Annotated in this window: 13 protein-coding genes; 2 read left to right on the top strand and 11 right to left on the bottom strand. The window is 69.6% G+C overall.

The genetic code is table 11. The features are described from left to right. Positions 1-4: 4 nt before the first annotated feature. Positions 5-1,192, bottom strand: a complete 1,188-nt coding sequence (gene dapE, locus H512_RS0101265) for a succinyl-diaminopimelate desuccinylase (protein ID WP_026781979.1) — start codon at positions 1,190-1,192, stop codon at positions 5-7. Between the two features lie 72 nt (positions 1,193-1,264). Further along, positions 1,265-2,128, bottom strand: a complete 864-nt coding sequence (gene dapD, locus H512_RS0101260) for a 2,3,4,5-tetrahydropyridine-2,6-dicarboxylate N-succinyltransferase (protein WP_026781978.1) — start codon at positions 2,126-2,128, stop codon at positions 1,265-1,267. A gap of 252 nt (positions 2,129-2,380) precedes the next feature. Between dapD and H512_RS0101255 the strand changes: the two genes are divergently transcribed. Further along, complete coding sequence (locus tag H512_RS0101255) at positions 2,381-3,442, top strand: patatin-like phospholipase family protein (protein ID WP_026781977.1); 1,062 nt, start codon at positions 2,381-2,383, stop codon at positions 3,440-3,442. 104 nt (positions 3,443-3,546) lie between these two features. Here H512_RS0101255 and H512_RS22090 read toward each other — a convergent pair whose 3' ends face one another. The 7 genes from H512_RS22090 to rpmH form a co-directional block, all read right to left on the bottom strand. After that, complete coding sequence (locus tag H512_RS22090) at positions 3,547-5,322, bottom strand: DEAD/DEAH box helicase (RefSeq protein ID WP_053239455.1); 1,776 nt, start codon at positions 5,320-5,322, stop codon at positions 3,547-3,549. A 117-nt stretch (positions 5,323-5,439) separates the two neighbouring features. After that, the gene (locus H512_RS22085) at positions 5,440-6,114 is read right to left on the bottom strand and encodes a pyrimidine 5'-nucleotidase (RefSeq protein ID WP_036789414.1); all 675 of its coding nucleotides are present in this window, start codon (positions 6,112-6,114) and stop codon (positions 5,440-5,442) included. A 1-nt stretch (position 6,115) separates the two neighbouring features. Next, positions 6,116-6,988 carry an acetylglutamate kinase gene (argB, locus tag H512_RS0101240; protein ID WP_425414151.1) on the bottom strand — a complete coding sequence of 291 codons (873 nt, stop codon included), beginning with the start codon at positions 6,986-6,988 and terminating at the stop codon, positions 6,116-6,118. A gap of 105 nt (positions 6,989-7,093) precedes the next feature. Beyond that, entirely contained in the window at positions 7,094-7,738 is a 645-nt protein-coding gene (gene yihA / locus H512_RS0101235; RefSeq protein ID WP_026781975.1) for a ribosome biogenesis GTP-binding protein YihA/YsxC, read from the bottom strand. 96 nt (positions 7,739-7,834) lie between these two features. Further along, positions 7,835-9,649, bottom strand: coding sequence for a membrane protein insertase YidC (gene yidC, locus H512_RS0101230; RefSeq protein WP_026781974.1), 1,815 nt, complete (start codon positions 9,647-9,649; stop codon positions 7,835-7,837). Beyond that, positions 9,646-10,056, bottom strand: a complete 411-nt coding sequence (gene rnpA, locus H512_RS22080) for a ribonuclease P protein component (RefSeq protein WP_053239454.1) — start codon at positions 10,054-10,056, stop codon at positions 9,646-9,648. Before rnpA ends, yidC begins: the two co-directional genes overlap by 4 nt. Positions 10,057-10,107: 51 nt before the next feature. Continuing rightward, the gene (gene rpmH / locus H512_RS0101220; RefSeq protein WP_026781973.1) at positions 10,108-10,242 is read right to left on the bottom strand and encodes a 50S ribosomal protein L34; all 135 of its coding nucleotides are present in this window, start codon (positions 10,240-10,242) and stop codon (positions 10,108-10,110) included. A gap of 500 nt (positions 10,243-10,742) precedes the next feature. Between rpmH and H512_RS22075 the strand changes: the two genes are divergently transcribed. Beyond that, the gene (locus H512_RS22075; protein ID WP_036789411.1) at positions 10,743-12,188 is read left to right on the top strand and encodes a sensor histidine kinase; all 1,446 of its coding nucleotides are present in this window, start codon (positions 10,743-10,745) and stop codon (positions 12,186-12,188) included. A 61-nt stretch (positions 12,189-12,249) separates the two neighbouring features. Here the strand turns inward: H512_RS22075 and nagB are convergent, their stop codons facing one another. Both nagB and H512_RS0101205 read right to left on the bottom strand, forming a co-directional pair. Beyond that, on the bottom strand, positions 12,250-12,978 hold the full coding sequence (gene nagB, locus H512_RS0101210) for a glucosamine-6-phosphate deaminase (RefSeq protein ID WP_026781972.1): 729 nt from the start codon (positions 12,976-12,978) through the stop codon (positions 12,250-12,252). Between the two features lie 207 nt (positions 12,979-13,185). After that, entirely contained in the window at positions 13,186-14,391 is a 1,206-nt protein-coding gene (locus H512_RS0101205; protein WP_026781971.1) for an ROK family transcriptional regulator, read from the bottom strand. Positions 14,392-14,476 lie beyond the last annotated feature (85 nt).

The raw sequence follows: 14,476 nt of genomic DNA, 5'->3' as shown, positions 1-14,476 counted from the left end.
GGCCTCAGCCCGCGAAATAGCGGTCGAGGAAGGCGCGGTAGATCGCCTTCAGGCGATGGAGATCGTCGAGGACCACGTTCTCGTCGATCTTGTGCATGGTCTCGCCGACCAGGCCGAACTCGACCACCGGGCAGTAATTCTTGATGAAGCGGGCGTCGGAGGTGCCGCCGGTGGTGCTGAGCTCCGGCCGGCGGCCGGTCACCGCCTCCACCGCGTCCGATAGGCCGTCGATCAGCGTGGCGTCGTGGGTCAGGAAGGCGACGGCGTTGGTCGGCTCGAAGGCCAGCTCATAGGCGAGCGGCGCCGGCCGGCCGGTCCTGAGCGGCGCCGATTGCACGGCGCGGCCGACGCGGGCAGCGATCTCCTGATGCAGCGCTTCGACCGTCCAGAGGTCGTTGAAGCGGATGTTGAAAGCGATCTCCACTTCGGCCGGCACGACGTTGGTGGCGCGGTTGCCCGTCTCGACCGAGGTGACCTCGAGGTTCGACGGCTGGAAACGCTCGGTGCCGGCGTCGAACGGCGGATCCATCAGCGCGGCGATCACCGCGGGCGCGACGCGCAGGGGATTGTCGGCGAGATGCGGATAGGCGACGTGGCCCTGCACGCCCCTGAGCTTGATGAAGCCGGATAGCGAGCCGCGGCGGCCGACCTTCACCATGTCGCCGAGGGCGGCGGGGTTGGTCGGCTCGCCGACGATGGCGTGGCTGAAGCGCTCGCCGCGCTGCGCCGCCCAGTCGAGCAATTTCACCGTGCCGTTGATCGACGGCCCCTCCTCGTCGCCGGTGATCAGCAGGGAGATGCGGCCGCCGAAGTCGCCGCCGGTCTCCTCGACGAAATCGAGCGCCGCGGCGGCGAAGGCGGCGACACCGCCCTTCATGTCGACGGCGCCGCGACCGTAGAGCCTGCCGTCCGCGATGTCGCCGGCGAACGGGCCGTGCGTCCAGAGATCGAGACGGCCGGGCGGCACCACGTCGGCATGGCCTGCGAACACCAGATGCCGGTTGCCGGCGCCGATGCCGGCGAACAGATTTTCGACATCGGGCGTGCCGGCCTCGCTGAAGACGGGACGTTCCACGACAAAGCCGGCCGGCTCAAGCAGCCCTTCGAGGAAGGCGAGCGCCCCGCCCTCGGCCGGCGTCACCGACGGGCACATCAAGAGGTCGCGGGCGATGGCGACGGGATCGTGGGGCATGTCCTCTCCTTGAAAGGCAAACGGCCGGCGGAGTTCCGCCGGCCGTCCGGATAGCACGGATTCGTCTGCCCGTCAGTCGCGCAACAGCTCGTTGATCGAGGTCTTGGAGCGGGTCTTGGCGTCGACCTTCTTGACGATGACGGCGCAATAGGTGGACGGACCCCAGGTCTCGCCGGGCAGCGGCTTGCCGGGGATCGAGCCGGACACCACCACCGAATAGGGCGGCACCTTGCCCATGTGGATCTCGCCGGTGGCGCGGTCGATGATCTTGGTCGACTTGCCGATGAACACGCCCATCGAGATCACCGAACCCTCGCCGACCACCACGCCCTCGACCACCTCGGAGCGGGCGCCGATGAAGCAGTCGTCCTCGATGATGGTCGGGCCGGCCTGCATCGGCTCCAAGACGCCGCCGATGCCGACGCCGCCGGAGAGGTGGACGTTCTTGCCGATCTGGGCGCAGGAGCCGACCGTCACCCAGGTGTCGACCATGGTGGCGGTGTCGACATAGGCGCCGAGGTTGACGAAGGACGGCATCAGCACGGCGCCCGGCGCGATATAGGCCGAGCGGCGGACGATGGCGCCGGGCACGGCGCGGAAGCCGGCCGCCTCGTAGGCGGCGGCGTCCATGCCGGCGAACTTGGATGGCACCTTGTCCCACCAGGCGGCACCGCCGGGAGCGCCTGAAATCAGTGCGGTCGGCGTCAGGCGGAAGGACAGCAGCACCGCCTTCTTGAGCCACTGGTTGACCAGCCATTCGCCGTCGATCTTCTCGGCGACGCGCGCCTTGCCGCTGTCGAGCAGATCGAGCGCCGCCTCGACGGCGTCGCGCACCTTGCCTTTGGTCTCCTGCGTGACGGAGGCGCGATCCTCCCAGGCAGCGTCAAGGGTGGCGGCAAGGTCGGCGTAGGTGGCCGTGGCGGCAGTCTCGGTCATGATGATCTCCGGATGAGCCATTCGGAATGGACGTCCGTGCTTTAGGGGTTTTGCCGGGCGGGCGCAACAAAGCCGGCGGTTTTCCGGCCTCGAGGCCGTCCGCGACGCCCGGCCGCCGCCGGGGCCGGGGCCTCGCGTCCCGATCACCGGCACAACGGGGAAAAGCGCGACGGATCAGGAAGTTGTCCCCGGCGGGCGGTGCGGCCGCATAGTCGGCGGCATACCTTCCTCCGGTGCCTAAGCAATAACCCGATGACGACCTCTCCTTCCGCCGGCATCCGCCGCATCCTCTCCATCGACGGCGGCGGCATGCGCGGCCTCTGCGCCGCCGTCGTGCTGGCCGAACTCGAACGCCGTCTCGCCCGGCGCGGCAAGCCGGCCGAGCTGTCCGGTCATTTCGACCTGATCGCCGGCACCTCGACCGGCGGCATCCTCGCCCTCGGCCTCGCCCTGCCGGACGCATCCGGCCGGCATCCGCTGGCCTCGCCGGCGACGCTCGCCCACCTCTACCGGACGCATGGGCGCGACATCTTCCCGCGCGGGCCACGGCAGGCGCTGCGCGGCCTTGCCGCGCTCATCCACGGCCCGGCCTATGCGGCGGACGGCCTCGCGACGGTCCTTGATGGCCTGCTCGGTCGGCGGCGGCTCGGCGAGGCGCTGACGCCGGTGGTGGTCACCGCCTATGACGTCGAGGCGCGGCGAGCGGTGTTCCTGTCCAGTCTCGATGATGCGAGTGTGCTCGCCGCCGAAGCGGCCCGCGCCACGTCGGCCGCCCCCACCTATCTGCCGCCAGCCCTGGTGACGACCCGTGGCCGGCCGACGACGCTGATCGACGGCGGGGTGTTCGCCGGCGATCCGGCACTCGCCGCCTACGTCGAGGCGGTGAAGGCACGGCGGCGGGCCGGCATCGCCGACGATGGCGACATCCTGCTGGTATCGATCGGCACCGGCCTGTCGGTGCGCGGCTATGCCGGCGCCGACGTCGCCCGCTGGGGGGCGCTCGGCTGGATCGACCCGCGCGCCGGCGCGCCGATCGTCTCGGTGCTGATGCACGGCCAGGCGAGCACCGTCGCCTACCAGCTCAACGCGCTGATCAATCCGCCTGATGTGACGTTGCCGGACGGCCTCCGCACCGTGCCGGGCGGCGACCCGGCGCGGCAGCGCTATTTCCGCTTCAACGCCCGCCTCGACGGCAGCGCTGGCGACGCCATGGACGACGCGAGCCCGGCCGGCCTTGCCGCCCTCGAAGAGGTGGCGGCGCGGATCATCGAAGCGCAGTCGGCCGAGCTGGACCATCTCGCCGACCGGCTGTGAGTCTTGGAGCGACGGGCGCCCGGCCTTGTCCGGGCGGTCGCTCCGATCCTTTGTTTGCGCATCGGATTCTCCCGAAAAGTGGGTCCACTTTTCGGTCCAGTGCTTTAGCGCTCCGACTTGCGCTCTTTCTTCTTCGTCTTGTAGGGCGGCTTGTCGGACCGAGGCGGCTTGCCGTCACGCGGCGGCTTGCCGGCCTTCGGCCGGTCTTCCTGGCGAGGACGGTCGTCGCGGCGGGGCCGCTCTTTGTCCGGGCGGGTCGGGGCCGGCGGCGGACCGTCGGCGCGAGCGATCGCCACCTTCTCGTCGTTGCCGGCGGCAGCGAGACGTTCGAGGGCGGCGATGCCGCCGGGCGCCACCTCGGCGTAGCTGTCGCGGTCGTTGATGCGGATGGCGCCGAAGTCGCGACCCTTCAGGCCGGAATGACGGCAGAGAAAGGCCAGCACGCGTTTCACCTCGGCGCCGTCGCGGCGGCCGACCGACAGGCGGAACCAGGCCGATCCCGTGAAATCCACCGACTCCCTGAGCAGCGGCCTGGCGGGCGCGTCGGTGCGGCGTGAGGGACGCTCGACCGGATCGCCGATCTCCTCCGGCGCCGGCAGGCGGGTGCGGGCAAGGCGGACGAAAGCGGCGGCCAGCTCCTCGGCCGTCCGCCCCTCGGCAAGGCGGCTCGCGAAGGCGCGCTCGTCGTCGCCCATCTCCTCGGACAGCAGCGGATCGGCGAGCAGGCGCTCTTCATCCAGCCGGAGCACCGCCTCGGCCGACGGCGCCGCTTCCGAGAACAGCTCGATGCCGGCGCCGGCCAAGAGGCTTTCGGCGCGGCGGCGGCGGTTGGAGGGAACCAGCAGCACCGAGACGCCCTTGCGGCCGGCCCGGCCGGTGCGGCCGGAGCGGTGCAGCAGCACCTCGCTGTCGTGCGGCAGGTCGGCGTGGATGACAAGGCCGAGGTCGGGCACGTCGATGCCGCGCGCCGCCACGTCGGTGGCGACGCAGACGCGGGCGCGGCCGTCGCGCAGCGCCGACAGCGCCTCGTTGCGCTCGCCCTGCCCCATCTCGCCGGACATCGACACCACCGAGAAGCCGCGCTCGATAAGCGCGCCGGTCAGGCGCTTGACGCCCTCGCGGGTGCCGCAGAACACGATGGCGGTGGCCGCATCGTGGAAGCGGAGGAGGTTGACCACCGCCTTCTCGATCTCGTGCGGGTAGACGCGGACGGCGTGATAGTCGATGTCGGCGTGCACCTCGCCGTCCTCGGCGACGTCGAGGCGGGTGGCGTCCTTGCGCATGAAGTCGCGGGCAAGGCGGACGATGTCGGCCGGCAGCGTCGCCGAGAACAGCAGCGTCTGGCGGTCGGCCGGCGCGGCGCCGAGCAGCTTCTCGAGGTCCTCGCGGAAGCCGAGGTCGAGCATCTCGTCGGCCTCGTCGAGCACCAGGGCAGCGACGCTAGACAGGTCGAGGTTGCGGCGATCGAGATGGTCGCAGAGCCGGCCGGGCGTGCCGACGACGATGTGGGCGCCCTGGGCGAGCTGGCGCTGCTCGCGGCGCGGGTCCATGCCACCGACGCAGGAGACGAGGCGGGCACCGGTCTCGCCGTAGAGCCAGGCCAGCTCGCGCGTCACCTGCAAGGCCAGTTCGCGGGTGGGCGCCACGACCAGGGCGAGCGGCGCGCCGGCCGGCCCGAATGTCTCGGCGAGGCCGAGCAGGCGGGCGGCCAGCGCCATGCCGAAGGCGACGGTCTTGCCCGAGCCGGTGCGGGCGGACACCAGCATGTCGGCGCCGGCCAGCTCCGGGGCGGCGACGGCCGACTGGACGGCGGTGGGATCGGTATAGCCGCGGGCGGCGAGCGCCCGCTTGAGCGCGGGATGAGCGACTGAAAAGGACATCTGTTTCCTGGGAGGGAGCGCGCGGGCGGCGGCGGAGGGCCGGCGCGGCGCGACAAGGCGAAGCCTTCTCATACAGGCGATCGTCGCCCGCCGCCAGCCCCGGCGGCGCATGGCTCGTCAGCGGAGCAGCGCGTCGGCGATATCTGCCAGGAAGGCGGGAAGGTCGGCGGTGACGAAATCGGCGGCCGCCGCGTCCGGCGGCGGCGCGTCCCGTCCGGTCACCAGCACGGTGCGCATGCCGAGGGCGCGCGGCACCGCGAGGTTGCGCGGCGCGTCCTCGAACATGGCGGCGGCTGTCGGCGCGATGGCGAAGCGGGCGAGGAAGGCGGCATAGGTCGCCTCGGCCGGCTTCGGCAGGTAACCGGCATCGACGATATCGAATACGCCGTCGAAGCGGTCGGCGATGCCGAGGCGGGACAGCGTCTCGCCGACATGGGCGTGGGTGCCGGAGGTGAGGATGAACTTGCGGCCCGGCAGGCGGACCAGCGCCTCGGCCAGCGCCGGCAGCGGTGTCAGCGCCGAGCGATCGACGGCGTGGACGTCGGCGAGGAAGTCCTCGGGGTCGACGCCGTGCTCCTCCATCAGGCCGCGCAGCGTCGTGCCGTAGCGGGCGGCGTAGTCGCGCTGCAGGGCGACGGCCGCCTCGGCGCTGACGCCGGTCACCCGCGCCGCATAGGCGCGGATGCGGGCGGCCACGGCGTCGAACAGGCCGCTCTCCGGCGGATAGAGCGTGTCGTCGAGGTCGAACACCCAGTCGCGGACGCCGGCGAAGACGACGAGGTCTGCGGCCATGTCAGCGGCGGATCAGCGTGCCGGCGCCGGTCTCGGTGAAGATCTCCAGGAGCACGGCGTGCGCCGTCTTGCCGTTGACGATCACCGCCGCGTCGACGCCGCGCTTCAGCGCGTCGAAGCAGGTCTCGACCTTGGGGATCATGCCGCCGGAAATGGTGCCGTCGGCGATCAGCGACTGCGCCTCGGCGCGGGTGAGCTGCTTCAGGAGCTGCCCCTCGCGGTCGAGCACGCCCGGCACGTCGGTCAGGAACAACAGGCGGGCGGCGTGCAGGGCACCGGCGATGGCGCCGGCGAAGGTGTCGGCGTTGACGTTGTAGGTCTCGCCGTCGACGCCGGGGGCGACGGGCGCCACCACCGGGATCAGGTCTTCCTTCGCCACCATGTCGAGCACGGCCGGATTGACCACCTTGGGCTCGCCGACGAAGCCGAGGTCGATCACCTTCTCCATCTCGCTGTCAGGGTCGCGCATGGTACGCGTCGCCTTCTCGACGGTGACGAGATTGCCGTCCTTGCCGCAGAGGCCGATGGCGCGGCCGCCCTCGGCGTTGAGCGCCGAGACGATCTGCTTGTTGATCGAGCCGGCCAGCACCATCTCGACGATTTCCATGGTCGGCCGGTCGGTGACGCGCAGGCCGTTCTTGAACTCGCTCTTGATGCCGAGCTTGTCGAGCATCGCGCCGATCTGCGGGCCGCCGCCGTGCACGACGATCGGCTTCATGCCCGACTGCTTCAGGAGCACGATGTCGCGGGCGAAGGCGCGGGCGAGGTCGGGGTCGCCCATGGCGTGGCCGCCGTATTTCACCACGATGGTCTTGTCGTCGTAGCGCTGCATGTAGGGCAGCGCCTCGGAAATGATGCGGGCGCGCGACAGCATCGCTTCGGCGGATTCGGGCGTGGTGGTGATCATGGCGGCCTCGGCGTCGGTTGGATCGAAAGGCCTATAGCCGATCGGCGGGCGAGGCTCAACGGCCTCGGCCTGTCAAGCGCCCGCGAGCAGCCGGGCGATCGCCAACTTGAGGTCGTCGATGCCGTCGCCCTTGTCGCTGGAGGTGGCCAGCACCTCGGGGAAGGCGGCGGGACGCTTGCGGATGCGCTCGGCGGTGTCGGCCAGTACCTTGTCGATGCCGCCCGGCTTCAGCTTGTCGGCCTTGGTCAGCACCACCTGGTAGGAGACGGCCGCCTTGTCGAGCAGGGTCAGCACCTCCTCGTCGTTCTTCTTGAGGCCGTGGCGGGCGTCGATCAGCACGTAGACGCGGCGGAGGTTGGGCCGGCCGCGCAGGTAGTCGCGGATCAGCGCGTTCCAGATGTCGACCTTGTCCTTGGGCGCCTCGGCATAGCCATAGCCGGGCATGTCGACCAGCATCAGGCCCGCGTCGACCTCGGGCTTGAACAGGTTCAGCTCCTGGGTGCGGCCGGGCGTGTTGGAGGTGCGGGCGAGGCCCTGCTGGCCGGTCAACGCGTTGATCAGGCTGGACTTGCCGACGTTGGAGCGGCCGGCGAAGGCGATCTCGATGGTGCCGGCCACCGGCGGCAGGTCGTCCACCCCGGTCATGCCGCGCACGAAGCTCCAGGGACGGGCGAACAGGAGGCGCGTCGCCTCGGGATCGATCGCGGTTTCGGCCATGGCGGCAATTCCTCGGGGTGGCGGCGCACCGCCCTCATAACGGAAGCGGACCGGCTGGGGGCCGGTCCGCGGGTGTCTCGAAGCCGGAAGGCGGCGTCAGCCGGCCTTCGGCTTTCGGGCGAAGGTACCCTTCAGATTTTCGAACAGTTCGATCTTGACGCCGTTCTTCTTCATGATCAGCGACTGTTGCAGGATCGACAGGGTGTTGTTCCACGACCAGTAGATGACGAGGCCGGCCGGGAAGGCGGCCATCATGAAGGTGAAGATGACCGGCATCCAGGTGAACAGCATCGCCTGCGTCGGATCGGGCGGCGTCGGGTTCAGCTTCATCTGCACGAACATGGTCACGCCCATGATGATCGGCCAAATGCCGAGCATCAGGAAGTGCGGCGGCATCCAGGGAATCAGCCCGAACAGGTTGAAGATGGTGGTGGGATCGGCGGCCGACAGGTCGTGAATCCAGCCGAAGAAGGGCGCGTGACGCATCTCGATGGTCACGTAGAGCACCTTGTAGAGCGAGAAGAACACCGGGATCTGCACGACGATCGGCAGGCAGCCGGCCAGCGGGTTGATCTTCTCCCGCTTATACAGCTCCATCGTCTCCTGCTGCTGCTTGACCTTGTCGTCCGGGTATTTGGCCTTGATGTCGGCCATCGCCGGCTGCAGCAGCTTCATCTTGCTCATCGACGCGTAGGACTTGTTGGCGAGCGGGAAGAAGACGGCCTTGACGATCAGGGTGACCAGAAGGATGGCGATGCCGAAGTTGCCGACCAGGTTGTAGAGCCAGTCGATCAGCAGGAACATCGGCTTGGTGATCCAGTAGAACCAGCCCCAGTCGATCAGCCGGTCGAACTTGACGATGCCGAGCTGCCGCTCGTAGGCGTCGACGCGGGCCACCGTCTTGGCGCCGGCGAACAGGCGCGTCTCGGTGGCGACGGTGGCGCCGGGGGCGATCTCCAGCGGATCGCGCAGGTAGTTGGCCTGATAGGTGTCGATGTCGCCGGCCGGCGCCCAGGAGAAGCGCGGCGTGAAGGCGGTGCCGCCCTCGGGGATCAGCGCCGTCGCCCAGTACTTGTCGGTGATGCCGAGCCAGCCGGAGGTGACGGGAGCGGACTTGACGCCCTCGCTGTCCTTCAGGTTCTTGTAGGTGGTTTCGGTGAGGCCCTCGTCGCCGAACACGCCGAGCAGGCCCTCGTGCAGCACCCAGGTGCCCGGCACCTGCGGCGTGCCGTAGCGGGTGACGAGGCCGTAGGGATAGACGGTGGCGGCGGTACCGGCGGCGTTGGCGATACCATCCTTCACCGTGAACATGACGTGGTCGTCGACCGAGATCTCGCGGGTGAAGGTGAGCCCGGCGCCGTTGTCCCAGGTGAGCGTCACCGGCGTCGACGGCGTCAGCCTGGCGCCTTCCGGCGCGGTCCAGACGGTGTCGGCGCCCGGCAGCGCCAGGCCGGCGCCGGCCGGAGCCATGAAGCCGAACTCGGCATAGTAGGCGTGGTCGGTGCCGAAGGGATTGAGAAGGGTGACCAGCGGCGAATTCGGAGCGATGGTTTCGCGATAGAGCTTCAGCGACAGGTCGTCGATGCGGGCGCCGGCGAGGCTGATCGAGCCGGTCAGCTCCGGCGTGTCGATCGGCACGCGCGGGCTCTTGGCGAGCGCCTCGTCGCGGGAGACGAAGGCGGAGGTGGCGTTGACCCCCACCGTCGGCGCCTCGCCGGTGGCGGTGCCGCCAGCGGCATTGTTGCCGGCGGCCGGAGCGGCTTCGCCGGGCTTGGGCGCCGCCTGCTGCTGGGACGCTTCCTGAGCGATGCGCGTCTTCTCAAGCTGCGGGCCGGCGACGAAATACTGCCAGCCGAGCAGCACGGCCAGCGACAGGGCGATGGCCAGAATCATGTTGCGGTTTTCGGTCATGGACCCGTTTCTTCCTCGCTCGGCGCCGGCTTTGGCGCCCCCTTGCCGCCGCGCGGCCCCGTCTTGACGGAAGCCGCGGCGCGGACGGCGCCGACCACGTCGGAGACCAGATCGGAAAACGGCATGTCGAGCGCCGGGCGGCGGCCGACCAGCACGAAATCGCGCTCCGGATCGGCGGCCGCGGCACCGGCCAGCCGGACCGCTTCCTTGAGACGGCGCCGGATGCGGTTGCGCACCACGGCGTTGCCCATCTTCTTGGTCACCGTGAAGCCGAAGCGGGCTTCCGCCTCGGCTCCGTTGTCCGCCGCGTCGGGGCGGCGGATCGATTGCAGCAAAAAGCCGCGCCGGGGCGTTCGGGCGCCCCGGGCGACTTTCACGTAGTCATTTCGCTTTTTCAGCCGCTGCATGTCTGGCGCCTCGCGAGCCGGGTGGCCGGCGTCCGCCGTGCACAGGGCCGATCACGCCGACAGACGCTTGCGCCCCTGGGCCCGGCGACGGGCGATCACCTTGCGGCCGCCGGCGGTGGCCATGCGCGCCCGGAAGCCGTGGCGGCGCTTGCGAATGAGCTTGGACGGCTGATAAGTCCGCTTCATGGTCGTCTGCCCGCCGCGCGGGCCCCTCGTTCTGGCGGCTCTCCGGCGCCGGGTCGCTTGACGCCCGTCCGGACAGCTCTGGTGTCTCAACTGGGAAATCGGCCACGGCATATCCGGCCATGCCGGCCGAAAGACCGGTGGCGCCCTTCCGATCGCTGCGGCTTATACGGGACGGACGATGGCTCGTCAACGAGGCGGGGGGTTTTTCGGGGGGCTCAATTGCCGGCGGGCGGCTTTTCCCGCTCCGGCCGCCGACGGCGACATCCGACACCCCGGCTTTCGCGTCGACCGCGGCATCGAACGGGCACGGCAAAGCCCGCTTCGCAACCTCGATACATATTTCAGATTGCAAGACTCTGTTATATACCGGAAAACTGGTAAACCATATTCGCGGCAAATATGGCAGCGCGACAGATTTCTACCTTATTTCGGTCGCGCGCCTCTTCCAATTTCCCGGCGAAGCGACAGATAGAGAGCAATCTTTTTTCGGAATCGTCAAGATGGTCCAGGCCGACACCTCCGGCGCCTCCGTTGCGTCCCCCTTCGCCGCCAAGCACACCTTCAACCTGTCGTTCAAGCTCCTGGTGTTCACGGTCCTGTTCGTGATGTTCGCCGAGGTGCTGCTGTTCGTGCCGGCCATCGCCAATTTCCAGCGCAACTATATCGAAACCAAGCTCAGCGTCGCCGGCATCGTGGCGCACACGCTGACCACCTATCCGGAAACGGCGCTGCCGCGCATCATCCAGGCCGACCTGCTCAACCGGCTCGACGCCTATGCCGTCGCCGTGCGCCTCAGCGGCATGAAGCAGCTCGTCGCCATGGCCGACACGCCGCCGACGGTGACGCGCAGCATCGACTTCGACAGACTCGAGGCGCACGGCATGGTGACCGAGGCCATCGACACCATGCTGTTCGGCGGCGACCGCACCATCCGCGTCACCGGCACCTACGACGGCGGCGGCGAGATCGAGGTGGTGTTCGCCGAGACGGCGCTGCGGGACGAGCTTCTGCATTTCGCCGCCCGGCTGCTGATCGTCTCCTTCCTGATCTCCGCCTTCGTCGGCGTGCTGGTGTTCTTCTCCATCCAGTATCTGATGGTGATCCCGATGCGGCGGCTTGGCCGGGCGATCTATCAGTGGTCGCAGGCGCCCGAGAGCGACGAGCATCTCGTGCGCTACCGCGGCCGCACCGACGAGATCGGCCGCGCCGAGTTCGCCGTCGCCGCGATGCAGCAGCGCATCCAGGAGCTGTTCAAGCAGCAGAAGCGGCTGGTCGAGCTGGGTCTCGCCGTCTCCAAGATCAACCACGACCTCAGGAACCTCCTGGCCTCGGCGCAACTGATCTCCGACCGCCTGACCGCCATTCCCGACCCGGCGGTGCAGCGCTTCGCGCCCAAGCTGGTCGCCGCCATCGACCGGGCGATCAACTACTGCCAGTCGGTGCTGGCCTACGGCAAGGCGCAGGAAGCGCCGCCGGCCCGACGCCTGCTGTCGCTGTCGCGGCTCTGCACCGACGTCGCCGAGATGACCGGCCTCACCCAGCACGCCAGCATCGAGTGGGTGAACGCCGTGCCCGACGACCTGGAGGTCGACGCCGATTCCGAACAGCTGTTCCGCGTGTTGCTCAACCTCGTCCGCAACGCCGCGCAGGCGCTGGAACAGTGCAAGGACGAGCCGCTGGTGCGTCGGCTCACCGTCGCCGCCGAGCGCAACGGCACCGTGGTGATCATCCGCGTTTCCGACACCGGCCCCGGCCTGTCGGAGAAGGCGCGCGAATCGCTGTTCAAGCCGTTCTCCGGCTCGGTGAGGACCGGCGGCACCGGCCTCGGCCTCGCCATCGTCTCCGAACTGGTCAAGGCGCACGGCGGCACCATCAGCTGCCCCGAGTCCGGCCCCGGCGCCACCTTCGTCGTCGAGATCCCCGACCGGCAGGCCATGGCGGCCTGAGCGCCAAATCAAAAACGGCGGCGTCGATGACGCCGCCGTCTTCCTTCTTCTTTCGGTCCGCTCAGGCGGCGACGTCGGCGCCGCTCTCGGCATCGAGCCACCAGCCGACGTTGGGATGGTTCCTCAGCGCCGTGGCCGGGCAGTCGGGCGAGACGGGCCCGGTCAGTGCGGCGCGCACGGCATCGCGTTTCACCGCGCCGGTGGCCAGTACGATGATCTCCCGCGAATCGAGGATGGTGCCGATGCCCATGGTCATCGCCTGGGTGGGTGGCGTCGCGCCGCCGAAGAAGGCCGAGTTGGCCTCCAGCGTCGAGGCATCGAGGTCGACGACGCGGGTGCGGGCGGCGAAATCGGCGCCGGGCTCGTTGAAGCCGATGTGACCGTTGCGGCCGATGCCGAGCAGTTGCAGATCGATGCCGCCGGCCTCGCGGATCATCGCCTCATAGCGGCGGGCGAAGGCGTCCGGGTCGGCGGCGAGGCCGTCGGGCACGAAGGTGCGGGTCTTGTCGATGTCGACGAGATCGAACAGCTGGCTGTCCATGGTCGCCCGGTAGGAGCGCGGATCGCTCGGCGGCAGGCCGACATATTCGTCGAGATTGAACGAGGACGCGCCGGCGAAGCTGATCTCGCCCGCCCGGTGACGCGCGACGAGGCGCTCGTAGACCGGCTCCATGGTGACGCCGGTGGCCAGGCCGAGCACCAGGTTCGGCTTGGCCTTCAGCCGCTCGGCGATCCGGTCGGCCACGGCATGGGCCGCCGCCACGGTGGTGGGGAAATGGTTGATCCGCATCCTGCACTCCATCGAACGGGGGACCGTCACCGGCCCGGCTCTTTTGTAACAGGATGGCGATCAATAATTAGTTCGTCAAGATGCCGAACTTAAAATTTCGATAGCAACCGCAGCGGCGAACAGCCGGACATATCCGGGCTGTCGCTCCAGCCTTCCGTTCATACCTGTGATTTCTCCGAAACGCGGCGCCCCTCCCGGCCCGGTGCGCTAGCCGCGCGCGGCGGCCGGCAGGCTGAGCGGCATCGGCAGGTCGGCCGGGCTGAACAGCAGGTTGTGCGCCTGGTTGAGGGCGATGGCGACGGCGCCGGTCAGCGCCGCCCGGACGCCGAGGGCGCTCGCCTCGACAGTGATCGGCCGGCGGCTGACGGCCGACAGCTCGGCGCGGATCATCTCCACCACGCCCGGCAACCGGCCGACGAGGCCGCCGACGACGATCTTCCTGGGTTCGAGCACGGCATGGACGGCCACCATGGCCAGCGCGGCAATACGGGCGGTATCGCGGGCGGCGGCAACGGCGGCGGCGTCCCGTCCGCCAGCGGCGGCGGCGAAGATATCGGCCGGCGTCAGGCCGGCGTCGCCGCCCAGCGCCCGGTAGCGGGCGCGGATGCCGCGGCCGCCGATGGCGCTTTCGAGGGCGCCGCGTTCGAGACTGTCGGCACCGGCCGGATCCTCGCCGATCGGCAGGAAGCCGATCTCGCCGGCGGCGCCGCTCATGCCGCGGATCATCCGGCCGCCGGCCAGCGCGCCGAGGCCGATGCCGGTGCCGAGCGACACGAAGGCCACCTCGTCGACGCCGACGGCGCAGCCGCTCCAGGATTCGCCGATCACCGCCGCGTTGATGTCGTTCTCGATCACCACGGTGCAGCCCAGTTCAGCCGCCAGCAGCGTACGAACATCGACGGCGCCGAGGCCCGGCAGGTTGGGCGACAGCGACAGCCGGCCGCTGTCGGGCTCGACGACGCCGGGCATGGCCACCGCCGCCACCCGCACCTTGTCCGGCGCGATGCCGGCGCCGCTGATCAGCCCGTCCTTGAGGCCGCCGAGCGCCGACAGCAGCGCCGTGCCCGACAGCGCCTCGGCCGGCGCCTCCGTCGAGGCAACGATTCCGCCGACGAGATTGGCCAGCGAGACGCGCAGCGAGGTGACGCCAAGCTCGGCGCCGACCACGTAGCCGGCCTCCGGATCGACCTCGTAGATCACCGCCGCCCGGCCGACCCGGCCGGAGGTGACGCCCTTGACACGCACGAAGCCGCCGCTCTCCAGAACGCGGATCACCTCCGACATGGTCTGCTTGGACAGGCCCGTGAGCTTGGCGAGATCGGCGCGCGAGGTGGCGCCGGCGTTGAGGAGCACGTCCATGACGGCACGCACCGAAATCTGGCGCAGCACCGGCGTCGTATCGTCTGGGATCATCGGAGCGGAGGTCTCCCCTGGTGTGTCGTCACCGCAAGGATGCATACACCCAAACGCGCCGCTTCACAGCCCTGGGGCGAAGCCA

It is taken from the genome of Pleomorphomonas koreensis DSM 23070 (assembly GCF_000425185.1).
Lineage (GTDB): Bacteria > Pseudomonadota > Alphaproteobacteria > Rhizobiales > Pleomorphomonadaceae > Pleomorphomonas > Pleomorphomonas koreensis.
Note: the sequence above shows the minus strand (reverse complement) of the source record. Positions and strands in the feature narration are given on the sequence as shown.

Bases quoted from the DNA above. Each gene is read 5' to 3' on its own strand.
- yihA (WP_026781975.1), bottom strand. From the start codon at position 7,738: ATGGCCGAAACCGCGATCGATCCCGAGGCGACGCGCCTCCTGTTCGCC.
- H512_RS22090 (WP_053239455.1), bottom strand. From the start codon at position 5,322: ATGTCCTTTTCAGTCGCTCATCCCGCGCTCAAGCGGGCGCTCGCCGCC.
- rnpA (WP_053239454.1), bottom strand. From the start codon at position 10,056: ATGCAGCGGCTGAAAAAGCGAAATGACTACGTGAAAGTCGCCCGGGGC.
- yidC (WP_026781974.1), bottom strand. From the start codon at position 9,649: ATGACCGAAAACCGCAACATGATTCTGGCCATCGCCCTGTCGCTGGCC.
- dapD (WP_026781978.1), bottom strand. From the start codon at position 2,128: ATGACCGAGACTGCCGCCACGGCCACCTACGCCGACCTTGCCGCCACC.
- dapE (WP_026781979.1), bottom strand. From the start codon at position 1,192: ATGCCCCACGATCCCGTCGCCATCGCCCGCGACCTCTTGATGTGCCCG.
- nagB (WP_026781972.1), bottom strand. From the start codon at position 12,978: ATGCGGATCAACCATTTCCCCACCACCGTGGCGGCGGCCCATGCCGTG.
- rpmH (WP_026781973.1), bottom strand. From the start codon at position 10,242: ATGAAGCGGACTTATCAGCCGTCCAAGCTCATTCGCAAGCGCCGCCAC.
- H512_RS22085 (WP_036789414.1), bottom strand. From the start codon at position 6,114: ATGGCCGCAGACCTCGTCGTCTTCGCCGGCGTCCGCGACTGGGTGTTC.
- H512_RS0101255 (WP_026781977.1), top strand. From the start codon at position 2,381: ATGACGACCTCTCCTTCCGCCGGCATCCGCCGCATCCTCTCCATCGAC.
- H512_RS22075 (WP_036789411.1), top strand. From the start codon at position 10,743: ATGGTCCAGGCCGACACCTCCGGCGCCTCCGTTGCGTCCCCCTTCGCC.
- H512_RS0101205 (WP_026781971.1), bottom strand. From the start codon at position 14,391: ATGATCCCAGACGATACGACGCCGGTGCTGCGCCAGATTTCGGTGCGT.
- argB (WP_425414151.1), bottom strand. From the start codon at position 6,988: ATGCTGTCGCGCGCCCGCATCATTTCCGAGGCGCTGCCCTACATGCAG.